A 25,764-nucleotide genomic window follows, 5' to 3' on the forward strand; every position below is an offset into this window, starting at 1 on the left:
GCGGTCGTGCAGGTTCTCGCGCTCGCGCAGCCTCGGTCTTCGCGCCCCTCGTTGGGGTGGTTGGTCGTGCTCGCGGTCATGCTGGCGCTCGCTCCGAGGCTCGCGCGGGCCGGAGATCCCAGCTGCTCGGCGGCGGTCGAGCAATGGGTGCGAGGCTGCGCCGAGTCCACGGGCCATCCGATGTCGCCGCTCAGCTGCCCGCCCGGCATGCTGATCGTCAGCGCGGCATCCGGCGACGCGACCGAGCTACGCGTGGAGGTGCGCAGACCTGCAGGTCGCGCGATGGTCACGATCGACGACCTCGGGCTCTCGCCGATCGGCGAATTTCCGCGCTGGGCCGAGACCCCACCCGAGCTGCAAGCTGCGTTCGCGGCCGTTGTCGAGTGCGCGCGCTCGAGCCCGGTGCCGACGTTGGCGAGCGGGCCTCCGCGACCCCGGCATGCCCCGGTGGCGCCCGCTGTTCGCTCGCAGGTTGACGCCAACGCTGCTCATGCGCGTGACGTTCAGGCGACCGTCGCCGAGCCCCCGACGACTCCGATCGCGTGGCTGGGGCTGGCGGGGCTGTTGGTGTTCGTCGGCGTCGCGTGGCGGGCTGGGCTGCCGGTTCGGGCGAAAGAGGGCGCGCTGGCGGTGGTCGTGGCGTTGGGCTGCGCCGGGCTGCAGTCGCTGCTGCCGTGGTCGTTCTTTCTGCAGAATGGGCACGGGCCGCAGTGGGTCGAGTACGCGCTGCGAGGCCACGAGGGCCTGGCCGAGTACGGACCTGGGTATCCCGAGCTGCTCGCGGCTGTGGTCCGGCTTGGGCCTGGCGATCCCGAGTGGGTGCTCGCGTGGGCGTACCTCGGACTTGGGGTGGTGGTGTCGCTCTCGGTCTACGTTGCCGCGCGGGGGATCGGCGCTCGAATCGAGCTCGCCCTGGCGCTGCTGGTGATCGTCGCGCTCGATCCGACCCTCGTTCGGCTGATCCGCAGCGCCAGCTATCACGTTCCGATCATCTCGCTGCAGGCGATCGCGGCGGCGTTGCTCGTGCTCGCGGCTCGGCGACGCGGTGTGCGGGCGCCCGTGTTCGTGATCGCGACATTCGGGGCCGGACTGCTGATCGCCCAGGCTGCGCGCGTGCACCCAGTCGGCTGGCTCGCGGCGTCGGTTCTGCCAACTGTGATCATGTTCGTCCCCGGCCACACCCGGACCCGCGTTGGCCAGACCATGCTGGCGACGACGGTGATCGCAGCGGTCGTCGCGGGGACCTCGCTGGCCGAGCTCCTGCGACCGTTGAACACCCCGCTGGGCCGCGGCGCCGTGGACTTCGAGCAGCTGGTGTGGACACTCGGGGTCGGCGTGGTCGCGGTCGCGGTCGCGGTGGTCATGATCCTGCGCCGGCCGACGGCGCGGGCACGAGCGCTGCTGATCGCGGGGCTGCTCGGCGCGATGCTGGTGTTCGCCGTGCGCCTCAACCCGGTCGCCGTCGACGCTTCCCGCTACCAGGCCGGCTACTTCATGTGCTTCGCCCCGGTGTTTGGGCTGGGTCTCGCCAGCTTGATCGCGCGCGTGGCCCCCGGCCGCCGTCGCCAGCGGATCGCGGCCGCGCTCGTGCTCGGCGTCGCGGTGATCGGGTCAATCGCGACGGCGGCCGATCGAGTCAGCCCCGCGACGGATGCCCGCGAGTCGACCTGGGCGCTCGACTGGCGCGCGCGCGACTGGGAGGTCTCGCGGGTCATCTACATTGGCGAGGCGGGCACCAGCGCGGTCGCGCTGCCGCTTCACGCTCGCGACGCGGTGGTCGGCACGGGCATGCGCGGCGAGGACGTCGCGGCGTTCTACCTGGGCGAGCCAGTGCTCTACTACCGATCTTCCCTGTGCAGCGCCGCAGGTCGCGAGGCCTGCCGCGCCCTCGAGTCGCGGCTGCAGCTCGGCGACGAAGCGCTGCTCGAGCGCGAGCTCCCGGCGATCAGCAGCCAACCGTGGCACCCGATCGAGGCGGACACCGTCCGTGTGGGCCTGTTCTTGGCGCGACCCCGCTACTGAGCGATCACTCGTGCGGGTACACCAGCGGCAGCGCAGGGATCGGGACCACCGCTCGATCACCGCGCTTGGGCACCTGCCAGCGTCGCAGCCCCTGGGGTGTCGAGATCAAGAATAGGTAGCGAGGATCGTCGAGCGAGGCGGGGAACCCAAACGTCACCCGAGTCGGATAACCCTCGACGTCTGCGTTGATCTGGACCGACAACCCGGGGATCTCGAACGCGGTCCCAGCGGGCAGCGTCCGCCCATCACGGCGAAAGAACAGCTCGGCGCCGCTTCGCAACCAGCCACCTTGCACCGCCGAGAGCTCGAGGCTGCGCTTGCCAGTCCGCCGCGCGATGATCGGAAACTCGGCCATCGCCAGCGACCGCCAGCTGCGTGGGGTTGGCTGACCGCGGGCGTTGAGCAGGTAGTGACCATGCAGCGCGACGGTCTGGCTGATCGCATTGAGCACGATCACGTCGCGCCCGCCAAACTCGGCCGCCGGAACGTCGCCACGATCGAACGCGGCCTCGATCGTGCGGTTCATGTTGGTGAGCCCGGCCAGGTAGACCCGACTCCACTGCAGCTCGGAGACGGTGTGCCCGTACACCAGCGCCGCCGTCAGCGGGACACAGCAGATGCTGGCGACGCGGTACGGACGGGCACCCGTGAGCGCGCGGATCGTTGCCACACCCATCGCGGCGACCAAGGCACACGCGCCCAGCTGCGCGGGGATCAGCAGCCGCGAGTGCGCGGGCGCGACACTCAGCGGCACCAGCCCCAGCACGGCGCCAGCCGTCAACCATCGCAGCGCCCGCCGCTCGTCGTCGTGCAGGTGGTGACGCAGCAGCCAGACCACCAGCGCGGCGAGCACGAGCAAGACTCCACACACGATCAAGTGGGCGCGCTCGTACCCGGCGTGGTTCGCCGTCGCGCCCGGATCCCCGAGCAGATCCCACACGAACCAGCTGGTTCCGAATCGGCGAACCAGATCCCCCGTGTCCGCGGGGAGCGACCAGAACGCGGCGGTCAGCAGCCTCGGCACGCGCGTCGTCGCGAGCTCCAGCCAGGCGATCGGTGCGGTGAAGGGATCGACGTAGACCGCCGACCCCGAGCTGCCGTAGCCGAGCGCCCGGTGCGAGATCAGCCACACCAGCGTCGGCGCCAGCGCGGGCAGGCACGCCAGCGCGCGCGCGCGAACCGAAGCCGCGGGCGCGCCGAGCAGCTCGTAAGCCAGCAAGTAGGCCACGCAGGCCAGCCCGTACTCGCCGGCCGCCAGGCTCAGACAGACCAGCGCGACCTCGGCCGCGATCGAGCCGCGTCGTCGCAGCGGCGAGCGCTCGAGCGTTCGCCAGCCGACGTGGACCCACACCGCCAGGCACCCAAACGTCGCGCTGACCAACACGCAGCGGTTGGCGAGCCACGCGACCGGCGTGGCGACCCCAGCCTCGCAGCCCAGCAACACCAGCGCGAGCACGGCGATCCAAGCCGGCAAGATCCGACCCAGAGCCAGGCCCGCCGCGACCACCAGCGCCACCAGCCACGCCAGCGAATGCAGGTGCCATGCCCACGCCGCGTTCGGCCGATCGAAGGGCACCAGCGCGTGGTCCAAGCTCAGCAGCGCGCTCGACAGCGGACGCAGCACGGTGCCGTGCAGGCCCGGCTCGGTCCACCATGGCACCGTCCCCGCCTCGACGTGGGCCGCGAGCAGCTGCGGGTCGTCACGAAAGAACGCATACAGATCAAAGGGCACGTAACCCTGACCCGGATACAGCCCGACGAGCATGCCGTGCTGCGCAAAGTCGTCGCTCATGAGCCCGACATCGAGGGCCTGATGACGAGCGAGCGCCGCCAGCAAGCCGATCCCGATCAGGACCGTCAACCAGCGCCAGCCGCCGGTCCAGCGAGGATCTGCATGCACGAGCGAGGAGCTTCGCCCGCCCGGGTCCGACCTTCAAGTTCCGCTGCGCGCGGACCTGCTTGACAGCCGCGAAGTGGCCGGCGACACCCAAGAGATGGCGGACGAACGACGCGGTGAGTGGGGCTCTCGGGTTGGGTTCATCCTCGCGGCCGCGGGCTCGGCGGTCGGGCTCGGCAATGTATGGAAGTTCCCCTACATCACCGGGGAGAACGGCGGCGGCCTGTTCGTGCTGATCTATCTGGTCTGCATCTTGGCCGTCGGGCTGCCGATCATGATCGCCGAGGTCATGCTCGGGCGCATGAGCCAGCGCTCGCCGGTCAGCGCGTTCAAGCAGCTCGCCGGTGACAAGTCGCTGTGGCGAGGGGTCGGCTGGATCGGCGTCCTCGCCGGCTTCGTGATCCTGTCCTACTACAGCGTCGTCGCCGGCTGGGCCCTCGAGTACACCGTGTTCTCGGCCTCGGGCGCGATCGAGGGCGCGGACCCGGCCGCGCTCACGCAGCGGTTTGGCCAGGTCGCGGGCAACGGGAGCGGCGCGATCTTGTGGCACGTCGCGTTCATGGCCATCACCATTGCGATCGTGATCGGCGGCGTGCAAAAGGGCGTCGAGATCGCCGCGCGCGTGCTGATGCCGCTGCTGCTGCTCATGTTCATCGCGCTGCTGATCTTCGCCAGCCAGCTCGAAGGCTTTGGCGAGGGGGCGTCGTTCGTGTTTGGTCTGCACACCGACAACTTCGGCCCCGGCAGCGTGCTCGAGGCCCTGGGCCACAGCTTCTTCACGCTCAGCGTCGGCATGGGCGCGATGCTGACCTACGGCTCGTACCTCAAGAAGGACGACGACATCGTGGTCGCCTCGGTTGCGATCACCGTGATCGACACCCTCGTCGCGCTGATGGCCTGCCTGGTGTTGTTCCCGATCACCTTCACCTACGGCATGGAGCCCGCGGCAGGTCCCAGCCTGGTGTTCCAGAACATCCCGATCGCCCTCGCCCAGCTGCCCGGCAGCACGATCTGGGCGGTCACCTTCTTCTTGTTGTTGGTGTTCGCGGCGTTGACCTCGGCGATCTCGCTGCTCGAGGTCACCGCGTCGTACTTCATCGACGAGCTAGGCTGGTCGCGCAGCGTCGCGGTGCCGGTTACTGGTGGTGCGATCATCTTGCTGGGGATCCCGTCCGCGCTCGCGGCCTCGAGTCATACCTTTGGCGCGGGCATGGAGGCGGCGATCGGCATGAACTGGTTTGATCTGTTCGACTATGTGTCGAGCAACTGGATGCTGCCGCTGTGTGGGCTGGGGATCTCGCTGTTCGCGGCCTGGCGGGTCGGCGAGCAGGCTCGGCGTGTGCAGTTCGCGGCTGGGTCGACGCTTGGGAAGATCGAGGGGCTGTATGTCGCGTGGCTGCAGGTGCTGCGGTTTGTCGTGCCGATTGCGATTGTGTTGATCATGCTGCACGCCCTGAAGGTGTTCGAGCTGCTCGGGCTGACTGGGGCTACCTAGTAGCGCGCTAGGCCACCACCACCGCGCGAGCGAGCGCGACGCTGCACGTCGCGGCCGGGGCCACGCTCGCCAAGATCTGCCGGGCCCCGTCGAGCTGCGAGAGCGGACTCCCCTCGACCTCGACGAGCACCGCGCGAACAATCGACCCCAACATGTCGCTGCCCCGACCACCCTGACCACCCCGACCACCCCGACCACCATGATGCGCAGAGATCAGCGCCGCCTGCATCGGCGCGAGCGTGGGGTTGTACGCAACCGACTCCGCGACCGCGCCCACAAACCGCTGACCACCCACGGTCTCGAGCGCCACGCCCGAGCGAGCGCCAGTGTAGGGCGCGCTGCTGCGATTCGCGGCGGCCAGCGCCAGCGCCGTGAGCTCGGCGTGCTCGCTGTGCTCGACCGGTTCGACCAGCTGCAACCCATGGGGCCCCGACCGCAGCAGCTGCGGCGCCCTGCCGAGCTGGGTGGGCCCAAACGCCGAGGGCAGCAGCGACTCGATCGGCGTCGGCGGGTGGTCGGCCTCGCTTGCGAGCAACAGCTGCGGACGCGGCTCGGGCAGCTCGAACATGAACTGTCGGCAGAACCCACACGGCGCGGCCGAGGTCGCGATCAGCCGCAGCCCTGTCTCCTCGTGGGCCCACGCGTGGGCGATCGCCGACTGCTCGGCGTGGATCGTCTGCGACAGCGGCAGCCCTCGAAATTCGATGTTGGCGCCCAGGTACAGCCGCCCCGACTCGCCGAGCGCGGCCGCGCCGACCTCGAAGCTCGACAGCGGCGCCCGAGCCCAGCGACGAGCCCACTCGAGGCACGCGAGGATCAGCGCGTTTTGATCGAGTCCTGTCTCGATCTCGAGCGCCGCGAGCTCGGCCGCCTCGACCACCGCCGCGCTACCCGGGCCAACCAGTCGCGCGTCGAGGCGCTCGACGGTCGGCGTGCGGGGCAGCCCTGGGTGGATCGGCACGCTGCGATGGTAGCTCAATCGTCGCGCCCACGCGCGAGCGCGACGGCGAGCCGCGCGAAGCCTGGCGCGGACACCAGCGCCGCGACCTGGGCGAGCCCCCGCAGCAGGTCCGACTCCACGTCGAGCCAGACCGGCAACATCAGCGCGCCCGCGCCCGCGAACGCCAGAGCAAGCCCGCCGACCAGCGCGCGGGCAGTGAATGGCTGACCGAACGACAGCCACACGCCCACGCCCGCGCCGATCGGCCACACGATCATGGTCATGCGCATCAGCGCGTCGATCCGCTCGAGCCCCGCCGGGACCACCAGCGCGACCACGCCCGCGCCGAGCATCAACGCCAAGATTCCGACAAGCACACCCGCCGCCCAGTCCAACACGACCGAGATCATCGGCTTGCGGCGGCGGCCGGGTCGGTAGTCAGCCTTGGTCATCGTCGCATCGTGCCACTTTGGGCACATGTTCGCTCACCGAGTCGTCGAGCGAAGTCGCTACTGACGCGCCATGAACACCTGGTAGAGTCCGGACGGGGCGTCGAGCCATGCGTTGCATTGATCGCGCTTCGCCGCTCGCACCCAGATCTCGTAGTCGACGAGCTGCGCCCAGTTGCCCGCGAACAACGTGGTGGTCTCGTCACCGACAGTGAACTCGAGCCCGACGTCTTGCGACCTGGGAGTCTGCCCTTCATCGGTCTCACACCAACCGTCGGGCTCGCACAGACCGAGGACCGCCTGCATGCCGAGTGGCTGATGGATGTAGCTGGTGTAGACGTCGAAGTAGGCTGCGACGATGCTGTCGTCCACGGTGCTGGCCAGCCGCCACGAGGTTCCATAGAGATCCTCGCCGCCCCACTGGCCCATCCACCCCAGATGAACATCGAGCTCGGCGCCCATTGAAATACTGGGGACCCACGCGGGCTCCGTCGTGATCAACAGCCCAGGGTGATAGTCGTCGGGACAGTCGAGCGTGATCGAGGTCTGATCACCTGCGACGTCGATCGACGCCACTGTGCAGACCGCGTGGTACTTGTCGTCATGAATGTCGTAGTTGACGAACGAGCTGCTGGCGTTGGCGTCGCCCCCGACGCCACAGTCGGGGTACGTCATCGGGTCGGGGTCACCATCGCCATCGCCGGGGTCACCATCGCCATCGCCGGGGTCACCATCGCCATCGCCGGGGTCACCATCGCCGGGGTCACCATCGCCGGGGTCACCATCGCCGGGGTCGCCATCGCCGGTCGTGCCGTCGACGGCCCCGTCATCATCACCGGTGGTGGTCACGCATGCGGGCAGAGCCGCAACGCACAGCAGCGAGATGGTGAAAAGAGTGGTTCGCATGCCAGGGTGTAGCGTGCGCCGCCGAATCGATCACTGCGCCAGAAACTCGAGCGCGTCCGCGATCTCGGTCGTGACCAGGATGTCTTCGTTGTTGTCAGTGATCCGCGAGGCCTGAAGCTTGCCGATCGCCGAGCGGACCAGGACGACCGCGCGGATAAAGTGCGCGAGCAAGATGGCGTTGGACCGGCTGACCGCCGCTTCGAAGCGCGCGTCGCTGTTGCCGGTGACCAGGCGCGTGTCGATGATCAGCCCCCAACCCTTGGTGTCGTCGCCGATCGTGGTGAGCTCTCGATGCGCGGACTCGACGTCGTCGGCTCCCATCGGCGCGCCTTGCTTGCGCTCGGCCAGGATCACGCGCAGCTCTTGGCTCTCGTACACACGCATGAACTGCGTTTCGCCGAGTGACCGAAAACCTGAGAGCGTGGGATGTTCGTCGGACATGAGGGGGCAAGATTTACACGGTCGCCACGTCGGCGCGAGCAGGTGAGTGGGCTCACCCCTCGAGCGGGGCGAGTTCGCTGATCGCGGCGCTCGCGTTGCTGCGAAGGGCCGCAATCGCGCCTGCGTAGTCCCCCGGGTGTCGCTCGCTGCGAAACACTGCCGAGCCAGCCACGAACGCGTCAGCGCCGTCGCTGGCGCTCTCGTGGATGTTGTCCGCGGTCACCCCCCCGTCGACCTGCACGCGCGTGGTGAGCCCGCGCTCGCGGATCGCCGCCCGCAGGGCCCGGATCTTGGGTCGGACCTGGGGGATGAAGCGCTGACCGCCGAAGCCTGGGTTGACCGTCATCAGCAGCACCAGGTCACACAGCTCGAGCACGTGCAGCACCGCCTCGATCGGGGTGTGCGGGTTGAGGCTGACGCCCGCGCGGACCCGATCGCCGCCGTGGTGCGAGAGCGCGTGGATCTGTTGGAGGTTGCGGTGCAGGTGCGGGCAGGCTTCGACGTGGACGGTGATCCCGTCAGCGCCCGCGGCCGCGAACTCGTCCACGTACTTCTCGGGCTCGACGATCATCAAGTGGCAGTCCATGTACTTGGCGGTGACCGGCCGCAGGGCCTTCACGACCATCGGACCGATCGTCAAGTTGGGCACGAACCGGCCGTCCATCACGTCGACGTGGATCCAGTCGGCGCCTGCCTCATCGATCGCTCGGACCTCGTCGCCGAGGCGGCTGAAGTCGGCGCTCAAAATTGACGGTGCGATCGCGGGTGCGTGCATGCGGCGATCTACCTCATGTCCGGATCAATTCGGACCCGGTCGCGCGGTCGCGCTGGCTGGCGTGTGTGGTATCCATACGCGGCCGAGCGAGGCGCGCGTGTCATGGGGCGCGCCGCCCCACGCCCTGCCGATCGTCGCGAACGGCCACCGAGAGCCGCCGATCGTGGGGGGAGCGGCGCGGGTGCGTCGACCGCTGCACGGGCACGCTGTGGCCTGCGCAATGCAGACGATTCTCGTGCGGTAACGCGGGACAGTGGTAGCTTGCGATTGATGCACCCAGCACGGCTCGAGGCACGCGGAGGCGAGGGGACGAAAGGTCCCCGCTCGCCCGCAGCCCGCCGCAGCTGGGAGTTCGTCCGAAGCTCGCGTCTGTTTGGGATGCCTCGCGGCCTCGGGCTGCTGTTGCTGCTGCTGGTGGTGTTCAGCTGCACCAGCGGGATCGGCTATCAGCGCGGGCCGGTGATCCCCGCGACCGGGCTCGAGCTCGGGCCCAGCGAGCGCGCGGAGGAGCAGCGCCGCAGCCTCCGCCACGTGTTCTACCGCAACAACGAGATGCCCCCGACCCCGAGCCCACGCGAGCTTCGGCGCCTCGAGCATGACCTCGCCGAGGCTCCGCCCGTCGAGGTTCGTGAGCTGCATGACCTGTTTGGCAATGACGTCGAGCTGCTCGCGTTTGCGACGCGTGACACCGACGCCGACGGTGTCCTGGACTACCGCATCAGCGAGTACCGCGGAAAATTTTTTGAGGGCGACATCGACCTCGACGGCGACGGGATCCGCAACGTGTACGACTCGGCGCCCTATGATCGGCGGGTCGGCGGGGTCGACACCAACGGCGACGGTGTGCCCGACAAGCCCGGCAGCTTCGCCGATCGCGACGGCGACGGGATCCCCGATCACCTGGACTGGTCGCGGCGCAAGGGCGATCTGCTCGCCGAGCTTCAGACCGGGCTGTTTCGCGACTTCGACGTGATCCTCGTCGAGCGCAGCGCTCGGTTCACGCCCGAGATGGTCCACGCGATCGACGACACGTTGCGCCTGGTGTTCCACGAGCGGCTGCCCACGCTGCGCACCGTCGCGGTCGAAGACCAGCTGCTGATCAGCCCCGATCTCGGTGACAACGGCTTCATGCTGGCCCAGACCCAGACGCTGACGATCTACACCAAGAGCCTCGAGGGCGCGCCACCGCTGGTGTTGCTCGGGCTGCTGGTTCACGAGGTCGACCACGCGTGGCAGCTCGCGCAGGACTTCGATCAGGCTGACCTGCTCGGCGAGAACAAGAAGATGCACTTCCCGCCGGGCAACTTCACCGCGAGCCTCGAGCGGTTCGGGTGGGAGGTCGACGAGAACACCCTGGGCGAGGGCTACTATCATCGCCTGTATTGGCCACACTTTTACGCGACCAGCCCGCGGTATCTATATCGAGGATCGGCCGCCAACGAGTGGGCCACCTGGTTCGAGAGCGTCGAGCGCGAGTCGGGCAGCGAGTTCCTGCGCGACAGCCCGGCGGTCACCTGGGGCATGGTCGGGCCTTACTCGCTGACGTCGCCGTGGGAGTGGCACGCGGACCAGCTGATGGCCTCGCTCTACAACCGCCTGGACCGCGGCCTGAGCGAGCACCCCAACCCGACCTATCGCAACACGGTCGGGACCTTGCTGCGCGCGCGCATGCTGCAGGCCGTGCAGGCCCAGTGGAGCCGCTACGACTACCGCAACGCGGTCGGGACCAGCATCGATCGAGAGCTCGGGCGTCGCTTCGAGCTCGCGCCCGCCGAGATCGAGCTGCTCGTCGAGCGCTACATGCTGCCGCTGGTCGATCTGCCGATGTTGTCCGAGGCGCTGGCGCTCGAGTCGGAGGTCCTGGGCGTGGCCAAGCTGAGCGACTCGCTGACGAGCAGCTGGGACGAGCTGAGCGCGCGCGTCACCGATCCGCAGCTGCTTCGGCCCGACTTGCACGCGCTGGTCCGGGCGAGCATGGGTGCGTGGCATGTGTCGGACCAGGACGTCGAGGCCAGCGGTGAGGAGGCCGAAGTCGACACCTCCGGTGATCTCGACCCCGAAGCGGGAACGGACGCAGACGCAGACGCCGAAGTCGAGGACGGCGACGCCCCGCCGGCCGCAGAGCCGCCCGAGGTCGAGGACGACGAGCCCACGTCGAGCCAGCCGCCGTCCGCTCGCGCGGGCCTGACCAGTCGCGCGGGTGCGGGTCGCGTCGGCGGCATCATGCACGGGGAGCTTCAGCCGGGTGATGATCTGCTCGCCGGGGCCGGCGACGCGGAGTTTGAAGACGGCGGCAGCGGGAGCGGCGAGGGACCCGAGCGGGGCAGCAGCGGTGTGCGCCGAGCGGTCGACCCCGTCGTCTCCCTGTTCGAGCAGCTGCGCCGGGCGGTGCCCAAGGCCGAGCATCCAGCGAGCGACGAGCTCGAGTCCGTTCCCGACGAGTCCGCGCCGGACGAGCTCCCTTAGCGCGCCCGGTCTGGACTTGGACTTGGTGGGGGCCTGGAGAACCGCCACAGCGCGAGGATCGGCACCACCGCGTAGGGCAGGTAGATGGCGAGCAGCAGCCCCGGTCGAGGTGGCGGATAGTCGCCAAAGAACTCCATCCACAGGTGCACGACCATCGAGTACAGGAGCGCGACCGCCCACGCGATCGTTGGCCACCGCGCCGCTTCGACGCCGCGCCAGATCCCCCAGGCCAGGACCAGGTACGCCGGCCCGAACACGAACGCCGAGATCCCCGACATCACCCGGAGCCACTGGGGATTGGCGAGGAACAGCGGGTCCAGGTTGCGCCCGTACCAGCACAGCGCGCCCCACATCGACTGCTCCGTGCAGAAGTCGACGTCGAGGGCGGCGAGGCGGTCCACGCCAAAGCTGGTGGCCGCGAAGCCCAACAGCGCGAGCGCCAGCCAGCGATCGCGTCCATGCTGGCTCGACGGGAGGGGCTCGGGTGCGGTCATCGAGGCCGAGTATCCCGGCTTGGCGACCTGTGCGCGTGATGTGGATCCACGCGGTCGAGCCCAAGCCGGAGATTGCTCACTGCACGGTGCGGGGGCGTAGGTGAAGGCAACGCCGCTCGGCGGAGATTACTCGAGCGGGTCTCTCGACCTCGGAATCACTGTTTTTCCGATCGGTGTGACACTCGGTCGCGACGTGCCTGGAGCTGGGGGGCCTCAGGCACGTCGCGGCCGCTCTTTCGACCGAGCTGAAACCAGCTCAGGCGCCTTGCCCGGGCTGAAAACAGGCCTCGTACTCGGCCTCGCGGCGGCGCCGCTCCCGTTCTTCCTGAACGCGGAGGTCGACAGGGCCTCGATTGATAGGTAGCGCGAGCGCCACGGGGATCACACTCCGGGCCGAGAGCTGGTTTTCGCGAAGGTTCATTTCGTTGGTCCTGGGTGCGCGGCTCGCTCATGCGTGAGCTGTCCGCGGCCCCCAAACTGTACCAAAGGACATGTACTTAAGCCCAATCCGATTGTGCACGGAACGCAGTAAAGTGCGATCAATATGCTCGATTTCGCTCAATTCGTGCCCGGAGATAGCCATTTTCGAGGTTTTTCGTACTTAAGTACATCCTCTGACATGTACAGAATCAAGGAACCATGACTACAGGTTACTATATGTAATCGAGAAGACTACATATATTGTGTATCCGATCCTACATCTAGAAATCCGTGTGTGTTGCACTACGCCCCATGACGCGTGGATCATGGTCGAAAATGCCCGATCGTGCGACCTGCGCACCCTCGTCGCTGAGGACCAATGCCCCAGTACGCCGAGTCGCCGTAGTAGCGTCGTTGGCGATGAGGAAGATCCACCGCGCCATCCCCCTCATGGTCGTGTTGCCGTTCGGGTGTGGTGAGTCGCCGGACGCGGGTGGCGACATGGACGCGACCGAGACTGGTGAGAGCGGCGACGGAGACCAGGAGTCCAGTGACATCGACGGGGACGGCGATGGCGATTCGGGCGACGGCGACGGGGATCCGGGGACCGGGGACGGCGATGGCGACGGCGACGGCGACCCCAGCGGAGATGGAGACGGAGACGGAGATGCCGACCCTGATCCACGCCAGATCGAGCTCGAGACCTACGCACCGCGGGTGTGGTTTCCGGCCAACGAGACCTACTGGCCATCGTCGGTCGAGTGGGCGTACCCCGAGCTCGAGCGCTTCGCCGACGGTGAGGGCAAGTACTGGGTGCGCACGCTCGACTCGCTCGACAGCCCGTCGGACACGCTGCCGTTCTTTGCGGGGGAGCTCGAGACGGCGCCGGTCTACGCGTACTGGGCTGACAAGGGCGGCGACGTCGTCGACCTCGTGTACTTCTTCTACTTCCCCTACAACCGCGGCAAGTCGGTCGCCGACACGATCTGGGGCAACCACGTGGGCGACTGGGAGCACATCACCGTGCGCCTGCTCGGCAACGACGTCGATGGCTACGCGCCCAGTCAGGTCTACCTGTCGGCGCACAGCTTCGGCGGCGCCTACGACTGGAACAGCGGTGAGGTCGAGCTGCTCGAGGGCACCCACCCGATCGTGTACTCGGCCTGGGGCTCGCACGGGATGTGGTCGAGCCCCGGTGACCACGTGTACCAGAGCATCGGCGAGACCGTGTTCAACGTGTGCGTCACGCTGATCTGCGCGGACTTGACCGATCAGACCAGCGCTGGCGTGGCGTGGGATACCTGGGAGAACATGGTCGCGCTCGACTATGCCGAAGGGGTCGGGATCGGCGGGGCCGCGTGGCCGGTGTGGATGAGCAACGCGTTCACCGACGCCGGGCCTGGCGATCCGGCGGTCCCGGGCGAGGGGCCGATCTTTCGCTGGGGCAACCAGGAGGACTGCTCGGTGCTCGGGATCCCGTTCGACATCACCGACTTGATCGGCGTGTGTCGGCTCGAGGACGGGCCGACGGGGCCGGTGTCCAAAGGTGTGTGGGGCGCGGAGCTGCAGTAGCGGACACGTGCTAGCGAAGCGGCCCGCCGTCGTCGTTGTCGAGGACCAGTGGGTTGTCGCGTCCGGTCTTTCCACTCGCGCTGTTGTTGCCACTGTTGTTGCCGCCGCTATTGCCATTGCGGCCACTGCCCCGGCGCCCATTCGTGCTTGCGAGCTTGGACGCGAGCTCGGCGTTCTCGCGCTGCTTGGCTTGCAGCTCGGCGGCGAGCGTGGCCCGATCTTGCTCGTTCTTGGCGCTGTCGATCGCGGCCTGCAGCTCGGCCTGCTTGGCGGTGTTGAGGTCCATGTCGGCCTGCAGCTCTCGGGCCTTCGCGTCGAGCGCCTCGAGCGCTTGCTGCTTCTCCGCCAGCTGCTGGGCGATGCGCTGGTTCTCGGCCGCGTCGGCCTGGCGGGCCTGGTAGGAGTAGGCGCCACCCCCGAGCAGGCCGACGGTGAGCACGGCCGCGGTCGCGTACAGCCAGTACGGTGTCTGCTTGTTCACCGCCATCTTGACCTGCGCGTCGAGCCGCATCTGCTCTTCGCGCAGCCGGCCCTCGGCCTCGGCGCGGGAGCGGGCCTCGGCCTCGGCGATGCGAATCCGTTCTTCCCGTTGCTTGCGCTCGCTCTCCGCTTGGGCCAGGCGGACGCGCTGCTCGGCCTCGGCCCGGACTCGCTCCCGGTGCTCTCGCTCGGCGCGCTCGGCCGCCTCGCGGGCCTGCTGCTCGGCCGCTCGCTTGGCTCGGGCCGCGTCTTGAACGGTCTGGACCCGCTGGGCCTCCAGGTTCTTGAGCTCACCAAGCGCGATCAGAGCGGAGTTTTCACGTGACATCCGGCTGTCCAACGAAGCGAGACGTCGGTCGATTTGTGTCCGCGAAGATATGTCGATTGGTGGATTGGCCCGAATCGTCGGTCCCAACATTGCTCAACCGTGGCAGCCGCCGAGCGCCGCGCGTCACTCGGACGTGGACTCGGACTTGACCCGATCGAGCAGGCCCTGCATGCGCTCGCGGTTGGCCTCGTCGGAGATCGTCGCGGTGCCGTCGAGTGAGCCCAGGTCGATGTTCGACAGGCCGACCGGCATCGCAAACGCGCGGGCGTGAAATGCCTCGGCGGTCATCGCTGCGTAGTCGTCGTCGTCGAGCTCGCTGGTGATCGCGCTGGGTGTGCTCGCCGGCTTGTCGGCCGGGTCCTCGGGGTCGGGCTCTGGGGGCGTGGACGCGCAGCCGAGCACGCCGCCGCCCGGCTCTAGCAGGCACAGCTCGAGCTGTCGGCCGCTGCCTTGCAAGGTGATCGTGAACCCGCCGCCGCTGGCGTCGAGGTCAAACCGAGGCGAGTCGTCGAGCAGCTCGAGCACGCGCGTGGCGACCGCCCCGCTCGCGTCACTGTCGATCTTGGCCGGCAGCGCGAGGCCGCGGCGACGGATCACGCCAGCGTCGCGCTGCATGGCCGTGGCCCAGAACTCGAGCGCGGCCTGCTCCTGCCCGAGCCCCAGCGCGGCCTCGCCGGCGATCGCGGCGACCCGGGCCCGCAGCAGCGCCTCGAATTCGGGCAGCGTATCGAGGGCCTGATTGGCCAGCTTCAGCGCGTCTTTGCGGCGGCCCCGATGAATCGCGATCTCGGCCTCGAACGCGTCGTAGTAGGGATCCAACGCGGCGTCGTCCTCGGCGTCGCGGACCATGTCGAGCACCACCGCGCTGACGCCAGCGCCGAGGATCGGGACCAGGTCGCCGATCAGCCAGCTGGGCACGGGCTCGAGCCCACCCGCGACATACATGCGAAAGCTGGCGACGAGCCGATCATCGTCGTGGAGGACCCCGCGAATGCGCTCGGCGTCGGCCCAATCTTGCAGCGAGCGCTCGACCGCGTCGCGGGTGATCCGAGCGGACTCGGCGGTCCCCGACCAGACCGCGCGCTCGGCCTCGACCTCGGCGTGGGTCTGGCGCAGGGCCCGACGCAGCAGCGCGTGGGCACCCAGGGCCTGGTCCTTGGACGAGGAGGTCAGGCCGCGTCGGTCGGGGTTGGCGATCGCCCGATCGACGACCTCGAGCCCGGTCTCGGTCTCGCCAGCGACGAGCAGCACGGTCGCAAACGCGACGTCGGTCTCGGCGCGGACCTGCTCGCGCAGGTGCGGGGGCATCTTGCGTCGCCACGCCTGCATCTCGCGGAGCGCCTGCACGGCCTCGTCCATCCGGCCTTGATCCGTGTACAGGCGCACGAGCAGGCGCCAGGGGTTGGCAGGCGTGAACTCGACCCGGGTCGCGCCAGCTTGGGCCAGGCGCTCGGCCTCGTCGGGGCGCAGCGCGGTCATGGCCGCGAGCGCGGCGTTGTAGGCGTGGACGGTGACGCTGGTGACCTCGTCGGGTCGGGCGAATGGATCGTCGCCGCGGGCTCGATCGGCCGCGTCGTCGTAGGCCGACAGGCACGCGGCGAACCGCTGCTCACGGGTGCCGGCCTCGCCCTCGATCGCACACATGGCGTTGCGGCCGAGCGAGCGCTGGAATTCGTCGCTGCTCTCGGCGGCCTTTTGTGCGTACTTGCGGGCTTCGTCGTAGCGGCCCAGCAGCATCAAGGGCCACGCATGCTCGGCCGTGAGCCGGGGATCGTAGAGCGAGTCGTGGTAGTCGAGCAATTGCAGCTGGTACTCGTGGCGCTCGAGCTCGCCGGCGATCGTCTGGGCCGCGTACAAGATCTCGCGGTGCAGCAGCCACGGGGTGCTGTCGAGGTTCACGACCGTGGGCTTGTATTTGCGCTCGTACAGCTCGCGGGCCTTGCCCATCTGCTTCATGGCCTTGGGCAGGTTGCCCTCCGCGCGGCGCAGGATCTGGGCGAACACATAGTGGCCGACGATGCTGTCGTCGTCGTCTTCGAGCAGCTGCTCGACCTTGCGGCGGGCGGTGAGCAGCTTGTCGTCCTGGTAGAGCAGCCAGACCTCGTCTTCGGCGGGGGTCCGCGCGAAGTCCTTGGCGGCCGGGAGCCCGGCGCTGGTCGGGATGCTGCGCGGATCCGTGGGGTCGGTGGGATCCTGGGCGAACACGGCCGTCGCGGTGGCCCCGATGATACCGATCGTGCCGATCGTCAACACGGACAGGGAGACGGCCAGCAGGCGCTTGCGTGGGGTCTCATTGCTGACGCTCATGCTGGTGCCTCGCAAGCTCGTGGGTTCACGCTGGCTCGAGCTCGTCGAGCTCGCGCTGCAGGTCGATCTCGGCCTGGGTCAGTGGTTCGAAGCGCAGCGCGCCTGTCAGCACCCACGCCGCCGCCGCGCTGGCCAGGTGCGCGAGGTGGTTGAGCCACGCAGACTCGCCAGCGACCATCACGCTGCCCATGCCGAACAGGCTCAGCTGCTTGTCGAGCTCGATCAGCGTGAACCCGGCCAGGAAGCTGGCGATCCAGACCGCGCGAATGACTGGATCCCGAAAGTTTTGAGCCTTGGTCTCGAGCGTGCCCGAGCCGAATCGGTGCCCGAGCCAGACCAGCGCCAGGCCGGCGGGGATCGACAGCAGCTTGAAGAACTGCGCGTTGAGATCGCCGAGCCAGGTGCCGTCGCTGGGGGCCCGAACGACGTAGCGGAGCAGGCCGAGCGGCGTGTCGGTCAGCGCCCGCCAGTAGTGGGGGTTGAACTCGTAGAGCGTGTCCGTGGCGAACCGCAGGGCCCCGATCGTGACCAGCACCGCCGCCACGCCGACGCTGAGCCGACCCGCGCGGAGCCGCTGCTGATCGTTCGAGGGGGTGGGCACGGGCGCGCATCTAATTCTTGTGGAGGGTGACGCGAGCGAGGCGCTCGAGCGCTTGCGCGCTGCACTCTTTGATCACGCCGTCGAGGCTGTCGGCGCCCGGGGCGAGCTCGAGGCGGTGACCGAACACCAGGTAGCTGAGCGCCTCGATGTCGTCGGCGCTGACGTAGTTGCGCTGGGCCGTGACGGCGCGGGCCTGCAGCGCGGGGATCATCAGGACCAGCGCGCGGGTCGAGACCCCCTGCAGGACCTGCTCGTGCTGGCGGGTCGCGTTGGCGATGTCGACCAGGGCCTCGCGGACCTCCGCGGCGACGTAGACCTGATCTTCGACGACCCGGCGGGCGTCGATGACCTCGGTTCGGGTCACGCGGGGCAGCTCGCGGCCGGCCCCGTGGCGTCGGCTCTTGATGCTGGCGAGCACCTCGAGCTCCGACGCGCGGTCGATGTGCTTCATGATGATCTTGAACAAGAACCGGTCGAGCTGGGCGCTGGGCAGCGGAAAGGTCCCGGCGAGATCGAGCGGGTTTTGGGTCGCGAGCACGAAGAACAGCTCGTCGAGCTGGCGGGTGCGGTTGTCGACGGTGGTCTGCTTCTCGGCCATGGCCTCGAGCAGCGCCGACTGGACCTTGGGCGAGGTCCGGTTGATCTCGTCGGCGAGCACGACGTGCGCGAAGATCGGGCCGGGGCGGAAGAAGAAGCGGTTGGTGTTGGGATCGAAGATCGTGGTGCCCGTGACGTCGCTGGGCAGCAGATCCGGGGTGAACTGGATCCGGCGGATCGTGACGATGTCGTCGTGGGGCTGATCGTCGATGATGCAGTCGCCGAGCGCCTTGGCCAGCGTGGTCTTGCCCGAGCCTGGGTAGTCCTCGAGCAGCACGTGACCGTCGGCGAGCAGCGCGATGATGATCAGCTCGATCTCGTCGTCGCGGCCGCGGATCGCCACGCGCAGGCGATCGCGCACGCGCTGGACCACGCCGTAGGCCTCCTCGAGGTTGGTGATCGGCGGCGCGAGCGTGTGCGTGATGTGCTTGCTCTGCTCGAAGTCGCTGCGGACCGCGGTGGCGACGTCGTCCGCATCGGGAGCCCCCGCCGGAGAGACAGCTGCAGAGGCCGCAGGTGGAGCCGCCGTCGGGTCGACCGGCTGGCGACCGGGACCAGGGGCGTCGCCGCGGTCAGAGGACGAACCTGGGGGCTGATCTTGGATAGTCACGATGGTTCTGACCGGCCCAGGCTAGCAGGCGCGGGGCGGCCTCACCACGCGATGGATCGCAGCCGCCTGCTGCGGGCCAGCGTGCGCGTTGTTCGCGGGCTGGCCGGGGCGGCCGAGCTCGCGGTGTTCGAGCCGACGGGCTTCGAGTAGCCTGGACCGTCGCCATGATCTTCGTCTCCGGCACCAAACGCAGCGGCACCTCGATGTGGATGCAGGTGCTCCGCGCCGCCGGGATCCCCGTGCTCGGCGAGGCGTTCCCGCGCAAGTGGGACCAGGGCCCCCTGCGCGACGCCAACCCCGACGGCTTCTACGAGAGCCTGCTGCGCCAGGGCGTCTACTTTGCCACCAACCCGCACCCGGTCACCGGGATCTACTTCATGCCCGAAGACGTGCACGGGTATGCGGTCAAGGTGTTTGTCCCCGGGGTGATCCGATCGGAGCGGGCGTTCATCACTCACCTGGTCGCCAACGTCCGGGCCTGGCGCGAGTACGAGACCTCGATCGAGCGGCTGTTCGCGCTCGAGGATCAGGGCCGCGAGCTGGATGACGACGCCGAGCGACCGGTGCGATTTCCGGCCGCGCTCGAGTGGTGGATGGAGAACTTCGCGCTGGTCCGCGACATCAGCCTGCGCAAGCTGCCGTTTCGAATGCAGACCTACGACAGCGTGATCACCCGGCCCGAGCAGGTCGTGAGCTCGGTGCTCGGCTGGATCGGGCTTGGCGACGTCGACAGGGCGATCGCGGCGGTCAAGCCGGAGAATCGCACCCAGGTCGACTCGGGCACGTCGGACACGGTCGAGCCTGCGCTCGCGCGGGTGTTCGATGATCTGTACGCAGCGGTCGCCGCGGGCAAGGGCTTCTCGACCGCGCTGCTGCGGACCCTCAACGACACCAATCAACAGCTGCTCCCGCGCTTGACCAAGCTTCAGCACGCGGTCGCGGCCTATCAGATGCGCCTGGCCGCCCGGGGCAAGCGGACGCCCGAGCCGATCCACGGGCTACCCAAGCTGACTCGGTAGTCGGCGCGCGAGCCTGCCTAGCTGGCGCCGAGCCTTGTATGATTTGGGGTCATGTGGCAGGCGATGTTCTCGAACCAAAACGGCGTGCGCGGGTGGGACATCGAGACCCTGCAGATCGTCAAGGAGATCGACATCCCGGTCAGCTCGTCGCGCGGTGTGAGCGTGGATATCGAGGGCTACGTGTGGTTCATCGAGGTCGGCAGCCGCGCGTTCAAGATCGACCCCGAGCTCGAGACCTACGAGGTCTACAACGGCCTCAATGGCGCGTACACCTACTCGGACATGACCGGCAACGCGCTGAGCATCGTCGCGGGTGGGATCGCGGGCTGATCTCGCGCGATGTGCCCAACTTGAACCCAGTCCACGCTCGCTAGCTCATTTTCGTGGGGTCGGCGGCCTTTCTCCGCGCGCGACGCTCGGATACCATCGAGGCGATGCGCTTACCCTTGATGGTTGCTGTGGTGGCCCTTGCCGGCTGTAACGCTGGTGGTGCCGACTCGTCCACGAACGCTGGCACGGAGACCGCCGGGTCATCGGACACCGAGAGCTCGACGGAGTCCGGCGAGACCGGTGAGCCCCCGCAGCTCGACACTCACGGGTTCGCGAACGGCTGCTATCTGGTCCGCAGCGGCGACACCTTCTTGACGGCCAACGCCTCGGGCCAGGCCTACGAGTTCAACGCCAGCGAGGACGCGGCCGCGCGGTTCTTCATGAAGGCGTCGGATCTCGGCGCCTATCTGCTCTACGACGAAGGCGGCGGCTACCTGGTCTCGGATGACGGGCCGCTGCTGCGCCAGACCGCGCTGCAGTCCGACGTGCTGCTGATCGACGACACGTACATCTCGGGCGCCGAGTGGCTGCCCGAGACCTCGCTGGTCGACTGGGACCAGTATCAGCTGCGCAATCGTCGTAACGACCAGCTACTCGGGCAGACGGGGCTCGCGGAGGAGGGGGTGCCGGTGACCTTCGAGCCGGCCACGGGCTGCACCGAGCACCCGGAGCTCACCCTCGACGCGACCGGCACGGTCGAGCGCACCACCTTCGCCGACGGTGACCTCTACGGGATCGTCGACACCCACTCGCACATCCTCTCCAACTTTGGGTTTGGCGGCGGTGGTGTGTTCCACGGCGGCGCATTTCACCGGCTCGGGGTCGAGCACGCGCTGCCCGACTGCGCGCTGTATCACGGCGAGAACGGGCGCAAGGACATCTTTGGCTACGCGTTCGACACCGCGGGGGCAGACAGCGCAGACCTGACCGGCCTGATCCCGGACCTGGTCGCGGGCGAGCTGGCCGAGGACAATCACATGACCCCCGGCTACCCCGAATTCACGGGGTGGCCGAATGCACCGACCCGCTCCACCCACCAGACCCAGTACTTCAAGTGGCTCGAGCGGGCCCACCTCGCGGGCCTGCGGCTGGTCGTCCAGCACGCGACCACGAATTCGGTGATCTGTAATTTCACGATCGGCCAGGGCCTGCAGCAGTCCCGCTACGAGTGCAACGACATGGTCGGTGTCGACCGCATCATTGACGAGACCTACGCGATGGAGCGCTACATCGACGCGCAGTCGGGTGGCCCCGGCATGGGCTGGTTTCGGGTGGTCCAGACCCCCGCGCAGGCCCGCGAGGTGATCGGCAGCGGCAAGATGGCGGTGATCCTGGGCATCGAGACCTCGGATCTGTTCGACTGCGCGCTGACCCCCAAAGATGGCGACCCGGTCTGCGACGAGGCCTACATCAAAGAGCAGCTCGACTACTACTACGCCCTGGGGATTCGGGCGATGTTCCCGGTCCACAAGTACGACAACGCGTTCTCACCCGGCGACGGGGATCGGGCGTTCATCGAGCTGGGCAACTTCCTCAATAGCGGGCACTGGTCCAACTTCACGCTGGACTGCCCGGCCGAGGTCACCGACGGCTTCGACAAGGGCGACGTCAACTTTGGCGGCTTGAACCAGCCGCGCGACGTGTACGCTTCACCCGCGCCCAACAACCTCAGCGGGTTCCCGGACATGCCGCTGAACGTCACGTCGCTGTACCTGCAAGAGATCCTCGAGCCGCCGCTGGAGGGGGAGTACTGCCAGAACGCGACGTTGACCCCGCTCGGCGAGACGCTGATCGCCGAGATGATGTCGCGCGGCATGATCATCGAGGTCGACCACTTCTCGCAGCAGGCCTACAAGCGCACCTTCGAGCTGCTCGAGGCCGCCAACTACCCGGCGGCCGGCACCCACGGGCGCAACTTCAACGGTCGGCTCTACCAGCTCGGCGGCGTGTCCAAGACAGGGTTCGGGCGCTGCCGCGACGCGGACAACCCCGGCTCGACCGTCCAGGGCTTCATCTCCAAGATCCAGCAGATCACCGACCTCGGCGGCTACCCGGCCGAGGGCTTCGGCTTTGATCTCAACGGGTTCGCGGGCGCCCGGGGCCCGCGCTTTGGTGACGGCGTGTGCCCGACCGAGCAGATGGATCCGATCACCTATCCGTTCAGCTCGTACGCGGGCGACATCCAGTTCACGCAGCCGGTGATCGGCAACCGCGAGCTCGACTTCAACACCGAGGGGCTGGTCCATATCGGCCTGCTGCCCGAGCTCATCGAGGACGCCCGCCGCGACGCGGTCTCCGAGGCGGACATCGAGCCGCTGTTCCGCTCGGCCGAGGGCTACATCCGCATGTGGGAGCTGTCCGAGCAGCGGGCGGCCGCCCTCAACGGCGACGTGCTCGGCGGGTAGTGTCGAGCATGCGGTTGGCTGCGCGCGCGTCCTGGCTCGTGCCCGCGTTGGTGCTCGCGCTGACGAGCGGGTGCGAGCGCGAGGCCGCGCGCGAGCAGGCGCCGCGCGAGCAGGCGCCGCTCGAGCTGCTGGACCTCGACGGGCACCCGCGAGATCCCCTGGTGCCAGACGATCGCGCCGACGTGTTCGTGTTCCTGCGAACCGACTGCCCGATCTCCAACCGCTATGCGCCCAAGCTCGGTCGGATCGCCGCCCAGTTCGCGGACGCGCCGCTGGATGTCTGGCTGATCTACGTCGACCCCGACGAGACCCCCAGCGTGATCCGTGAGCACATGCAGACCTACGCGCTGCCCGGCGTGGCGCTGCGTGATCCCGCGCGTGGCCTGGTCGCGCGCGCGGGCGCGACGGTCACCCCCAGCGTCGCGGTGTTCGACGCGGGCGGGGTCCGTCGCTACCACGGGCGCATCGACGACTGGTACGTCGATTACGGCCAGGCGCGGGTCCAGGCGAGCTCCGACGAGCTGCTCGACGCGATCGAGGCGGTGCTCGCCGGGCGCCCCCCTTCGGTGGCCTTCGCCGAGCCAGTCGGATGCCCGCTTCCGCCCCTCTGATCGCGTCGGGACAATGTGGGCTGAGCGGGAACATCGGTCACTCGGCGCCGGGGCGCGCCAGTCGGTCGGTCGGGTTGCGCCAACCCAGGTTGCGCCGACAGAAGATGTGCTATTTAGCGAGACCTATATGCCAGTCACGACAAAGCACATGATTTGGGCGGCCGCGCTAATGGGCGCCGCGGTCGCGTCGACGGTCGTCGTCGCGGCCGATCACGACGAGGCCGACACGGCCTCGTTCAGTGACGCGGCGGCAGACATTGGCGATCTCTACGCGTTTCACGAAGGCGAGCGGCTCACGCTGATCCTGACCTTCGACGGCTACAAGCTGAAGTCCGAGACGCCGAGCTACGACCCCGACGTGCTGTACGGCTTTCACATCGACACCAACGCTGACAACGTGGCCGATCACGAGATCTGGGCCCGGTTTGGCGAGAACGCGGCGGGCGAGTGGGGCGTCCAGATCCAGGGGATCCCCGGCTTCGAGGGCGCGCTGGTCGGTCCGGTCGACGAGGTCGTGAGTGACGACGAGGCCGCGGTGCAGGTCTTCGGTGGGTTCCGCGACGACCCCTTCTTCTTCGATCTGCAGGGCTTCAAAGACACCCTGATGACGGGGACCTTGGGCTTTGATCCGACCCGCGACTTCGTGGCGGCCAAGAACACCGGGGCGATCGTGGTCGAGTTCGACCGGGCCGCGCTGAGCAGTGAATCGGTCGCCGTGTGGGCGACGACGGGGAGGCGCTGATCATGACCATGTCAAACCACAACATCTGGTTGCCCGTCGCTGGGCTCGTGACCTTGGTGATGCTCGCGCCCGCGTGCGGGGGCGACGACGCGCCGCCCGACGACGCGGATCCATATGCGTTCGCCGAGGACGCGCCCGCCGACTACACCCGGGTCGACCGGATCGGCATGCCGGCGATCGGGACCGCGGTGATCATGGACAAGCAGGCCTACAACGAGGCCGATCCAGCCGCCGACGCAAGCGGGGCGTTCGTCGATCAAATCACGATGTCGGTCGAGGGGCTGCACGCCGCGCTCGACGACGACCTGATGACCGCGGGCCTGGTCGCGTGTGCGCCGGCCGACTGCGTGAGCCAGGCGGCGCCGCTGGTCGTCCCCGACACGCTCAAGATCGATTTTGCGACGGGCGCGGGGTTCCCCAACGGGCGGAAGCTGACCGACCCGGTGATCGACGTGACCTTGGCGGTGGTGCTGCTGGATCTCACGGCGACCGGGCAGGACGCGACCAGCTTGGTCGGCGTGCTCAACCCGACGGCGAACGACCTGCCGTTCGAAACCTCGTTCCCGTACCTCGCGCCGTATCAGGGCGGGTGACCGGCGGTACAAGCAAGCATGCAGGGTCGCCTGGGTTGGGCTTGGGTCGTGCTGCTGGCGATCTCGGGCTGTGAGCGCGGAGCCAAGCCAACGCCGAGCGCCGAGGCGAAGCCAGCGGTCGCGGTCGCGGCGGAGCAGGGGACCTACGCCGGGGCCCTGGCCGCGATCGATCGTCAGCTCGCCGACGCCCGCGAGCTGGCGGCGGCGCGCGACGGCTGGGCGGACCACGAGCTGGTCGCCCAGCTGCTGGTTCGCCGCGCGCGGCTGACCGGATCGATCGACGACTGGGTCGCGGCGGACCAGGCCTTGACCGCCGGCTTCGCGGTCGCGCCCGCTGGCGGCGGGCCGGTGCTCACTCGGCTCGAGCTGGATCTGTCGCTCCATCGCCTGGCTCAGGCCGAGCTCCGCATCGCCCAGGTCGAGGCCGCGCCGCTTCAGACCGGGGCCACCAAGATCCAGCTCGAGACGGCGCGCGGCGAGCTGGCGGCCCAGCGCGGTGATCTCGAGGCCGCGCGGCGAGCCTTCGAGCGCGCGCGCGAGCTGGGCGCAGATCCAGGGGTGACGGCCGGCCGAATGGCGCTGCTGGCCCGACGCCGGGGTGAGTACGACGCGGCGCTGTCGAGCTTCGAGGCGAGCTTCGAGGCCGCCCGGGTCGAGGCCAGCGAGGGGCAGGGGGCGGCGTGGCTGCTGCTACAAGCTGGCCTGGTCGAGTGGACGCGGGAGCGACCCGAGGCCGCGCTCCGCAACTACGCCGCGGCCGAGCAGGCGTTCCCCGGCTGGTGGTTGGTCGCGGAGCACCGCGCTGAAGCGCTGGCGGCACTTGGTCGCACCGCCGAGGCGGAGCTGCTGTACCGCGACGTGATCGAGCGGACCGGTCACCCGGAGTTCATGGACGCGCTGGCCGAGCTCCTGGCGAGCTCGGGCCATGACGACGAGGCCCAGACGTGGATCGCGGCGGCCCGTCGCGAGCACGAGCGACGACTCGCGGCGCTGCCCGAGGGCGCGGGGGCCCACGCGCTCGATCACCTGATTCAATTCGCGCCTCACGAGCCGCGCACGCTCGAGCTGGCCCGTCGAGTCGCGCAGGTCGCCCCTAACGAAGACAACCTGTGCCGGCTCGCCGAATTGCTGTTGACCGTGGGCCAGCCCGAGGCCGCCCGCGCGGCGCTAGAGCAGGCGCGCGCGAACGGGGCCGAGAGTGCCGAGCTCGCACGCCTGACCCAGCTCGCCAACGAGCCGGTCGAGTCGGCCCCGCCGTAGAGCG

The 25,764-nt window shown here is 68.7% G+C and carries 22 protein-coding genes; 11 read left to right on the forward strand and 11 right to left on the reverse strand.

What is annotated here, in order from left to right; genetic code table 11:
- Positions 1-6: 6 nt before the first annotated feature.
- On the forward strand, positions 7-2,022 hold the full coding sequence (locus tag ENSA7_RS19040; protein ID WP_146157856.1) for a hypothetical protein: 2,016 nt from the start codon (positions 7-9) through the stop codon (positions 2,020-2,022).
- A gap of 4 nt (positions 2,023-2,026) precedes the next feature.
- Here the strand turns inward: ENSA7_RS19040 and ENSA7_RS19045 are convergent, their stop codons facing one another.
- Positions 2,027-3,922 carry a hypothetical protein gene (locus ENSA7_RS19045; protein WP_146157857.1) on the reverse strand — a complete coding sequence of 632 codons (1,896 nt, stop codon included), beginning with the start codon at positions 3,920-3,922 and terminating at the stop codon, positions 2,027-2,029.
- Between the two features lie 94 nt (positions 3,923-4,016).
- Here ENSA7_RS19045 and ENSA7_RS19050 point away from each other — a divergent pair, with 94 nt between their 5' ends.
- The gene (locus ENSA7_RS19050; protein ID WP_106090839.1) at positions 4,017-5,414 is read left to right on the forward strand and encodes a sodium-dependent transporter; all 1,398 of its coding nucleotides are present in this window, start codon (positions 4,017-4,019) and stop codon (positions 5,412-5,414) included.
- Between the two features lie 7 nt (positions 5,415-5,421).
- Here the strand turns inward: ENSA7_RS19050 and cdd are convergent, their stop codons facing one another.
- The 5 genes from cdd to rpe form a co-directional block, all read right to left on the reverse strand.
- The gene (gene cdd / locus ENSA7_RS19055) at positions 5,422-6,375 is read right to left on the reverse strand and encodes a cytidine deaminase (protein WP_181233893.1); all 954 of its coding nucleotides are present in this window, start codon (positions 6,373-6,375) and stop codon (positions 5,422-5,424) included.
- Between the two features lie 14 nt (positions 6,376-6,389).
- Positions 6,390-6,806, reverse strand: coding sequence for a hypothetical protein (locus ENSA7_RS42325; protein WP_146157859.1), 417 nt, complete (start codon positions 6,804-6,806; stop codon positions 6,390-6,392).
- Positions 6,807-6,863: 57 nt separating this feature from the next.
- Positions 6,864-7,709, reverse strand: coding sequence for a hypothetical protein (locus ENSA7_RS19060; RefSeq protein ID WP_146157860.1), 846 nt, complete (start codon positions 7,707-7,709; stop codon positions 6,864-6,866).
- Positions 7,710-7,739: 30 nt separating this feature from the next.
- A complete protein-coding gene (locus tag ENSA7_RS19065; protein WP_146157861.1) occupies positions 7,740-8,093 on the reverse strand; it encodes a hypothetical protein in 354 nt (117 codons plus the stop codon).
- 109 nt (positions 8,094-8,202) lie between these two features.
- Positions 8,203-8,925: a ribulose-phosphate 3-epimerase gene (rpe, locus tag ENSA7_RS19070; RefSeq protein ID WP_106090737.1), complete on the reverse strand. Its 723-nt coding sequence runs from the start codon at positions 8,923-8,925 to the stop codon at positions 8,203-8,205.
- A gap of 378 nt (positions 8,926-9,303) precedes the next feature.
- On the opposite strand from rpe, the gene ENSA7_RS43880 reads away from it, so the two are divergent.
- A complete protein-coding gene (locus ENSA7_RS43880) occupies positions 9,304-11,391 on the forward strand; it encodes a hypothetical protein (protein WP_181233894.1) in 2,088 nt (695 codons plus the stop codon).
- On the opposite strand, the gene ENSA7_RS19080 is transcribed toward ENSA7_RS43880, so the two are convergent.
- Positions 11,388-11,885, reverse strand: a complete 498-nt coding sequence (locus ENSA7_RS19080; RefSeq protein ID WP_106090738.1) for an EXPERA domain-containing protein — start codon at positions 11,883-11,885, stop codon at positions 11,388-11,390. The genes ENSA7_RS43880 and ENSA7_RS19080 overlap by 4 nt on opposite strands.
- Before the next feature lie 840 nt (positions 11,886-12,725).
- Here ENSA7_RS19080 and ENSA7_RS19085 point away from each other — a divergent pair.
- Positions 12,726-13,877 (forward strand): Vps62-related protein, encoded by a 1,152-nt coding sequence (locus ENSA7_RS19085; RefSeq protein WP_106090739.1) that lies wholly within the window; start codon positions 12,726-12,728, stop codon positions 13,875-13,877.
- A 10-nt stretch (positions 13,878-13,887) separates the two neighbouring features.
- On the opposite strand, the gene ENSA7_RS19090 is transcribed toward ENSA7_RS19085, so the two are convergent.
- From ENSA7_RS19090 to ENSA7_RS19105, 4 genes are all read right to left on the reverse strand, one after another.
- Positions 13,888-14,685, reverse strand: coding sequence for a hypothetical protein (locus ENSA7_RS19090; protein WP_146157862.1), 798 nt, complete (start codon positions 14,683-14,685; stop codon positions 13,888-13,890).
- A 123-nt stretch (positions 14,686-14,808) separates the two neighbouring features.
- Positions 14,809-16,992 (reverse strand): tetratricopeptide repeat protein, encoded by a 2,184-nt coding sequence (locus ENSA7_RS19095; protein WP_146157863.1) that lies wholly within the window; start codon positions 16,990-16,992, stop codon positions 14,809-14,811.
- A gap of 25 nt (positions 16,993-17,017) precedes the next feature.
- Positions 17,018-17,593 carry a hypothetical protein gene (locus tag ENSA7_RS19100; protein ID WP_106090742.1) on the reverse strand — a complete coding sequence of 192 codons (576 nt, stop codon included), beginning with the start codon at positions 17,591-17,593 and terminating at the stop codon, positions 17,018-17,020.
- A gap of 10 nt (positions 17,594-17,603) precedes the next feature.
- Complete coding sequence (locus ENSA7_RS19105; protein ID WP_106090743.1) at positions 17,604-18,800, reverse strand: AAA family ATPase; 1,197 nt, start codon at positions 18,798-18,800, stop codon at positions 17,604-17,606.
- A gap of 164 nt (positions 18,801-18,964) precedes the next feature.
- On the opposite strand from ENSA7_RS19105, the gene ENSA7_RS19110 reads away from it, so the two are divergent.
- From ENSA7_RS19110 to ENSA7_RS19140, 7 genes are all read left to right on the forward strand, one after another.
- Complete coding sequence (locus ENSA7_RS19110; RefSeq protein WP_106090744.1) at positions 18,965-19,819, forward strand: hypothetical protein; 855 nt, start codon at positions 18,965-18,967, stop codon at positions 19,817-19,819.
- A gap of 51 nt (positions 19,820-19,870) precedes the next feature.
- Entirely contained in the window at positions 19,871-20,149 is a 279-nt protein-coding gene (locus tag ENSA7_RS19115; protein WP_106090745.1) for a hypothetical protein, read from the forward strand.
- Positions 20,150-20,280: 131 nt separating this feature from the next.
- Positions 20,281-22,554, forward strand: a complete 2,274-nt coding sequence (locus ENSA7_RS19120) for an amidohydrolase family protein (protein WP_181233895.1) — start codon at positions 20,281-20,283, stop codon at positions 22,552-22,554.
- An 8-nt stretch (positions 22,555-22,562) separates the two neighbouring features.
- Positions 22,563-23,165, forward strand: coding sequence for a thioredoxin domain-containing protein (locus tag ENSA7_RS19125; protein ID WP_146157865.1), 603 nt, complete (start codon positions 22,563-22,565; stop codon positions 23,163-23,165).
- Positions 23,166-23,292: 127 nt separating this feature from the next.
- Complete coding sequence (locus ENSA7_RS45795; protein ID WP_181233896.1) at positions 23,293-23,907, forward strand: DUF4331 family protein; 615 nt, start codon at positions 23,293-23,295, stop codon at positions 23,905-23,907.
- Positions 23,908-23,909: 2 nt separating this feature from the next.
- The gene (locus ENSA7_RS45800) at positions 23,910-24,500 is read left to right on the forward strand and encodes a DUF4331 family protein (protein WP_146157866.1); all 591 of its coding nucleotides are present in this window, start codon (positions 23,910-23,912) and stop codon (positions 24,498-24,500) included.
- Between the two features lie 18 nt (positions 24,501-24,518).
- Positions 24,519-25,760, forward strand: a complete 1,242-nt coding sequence (locus ENSA7_RS19140) for a tetratricopeptide repeat protein (protein WP_146157867.1) — start codon at positions 24,519-24,521, stop codon at positions 25,758-25,760.
- Positions 25,761-25,764: the final 4 nt, after the last annotated feature.

This window comes from Enhygromyxa salina (assembly GCF_002994635.1).
Classification (GTDB): Bacteria; Myxococcota_A; Polyangia; order Nannocystales; family Nannocystaceae; genus Plesiocystis; species Plesiocystis salina_B.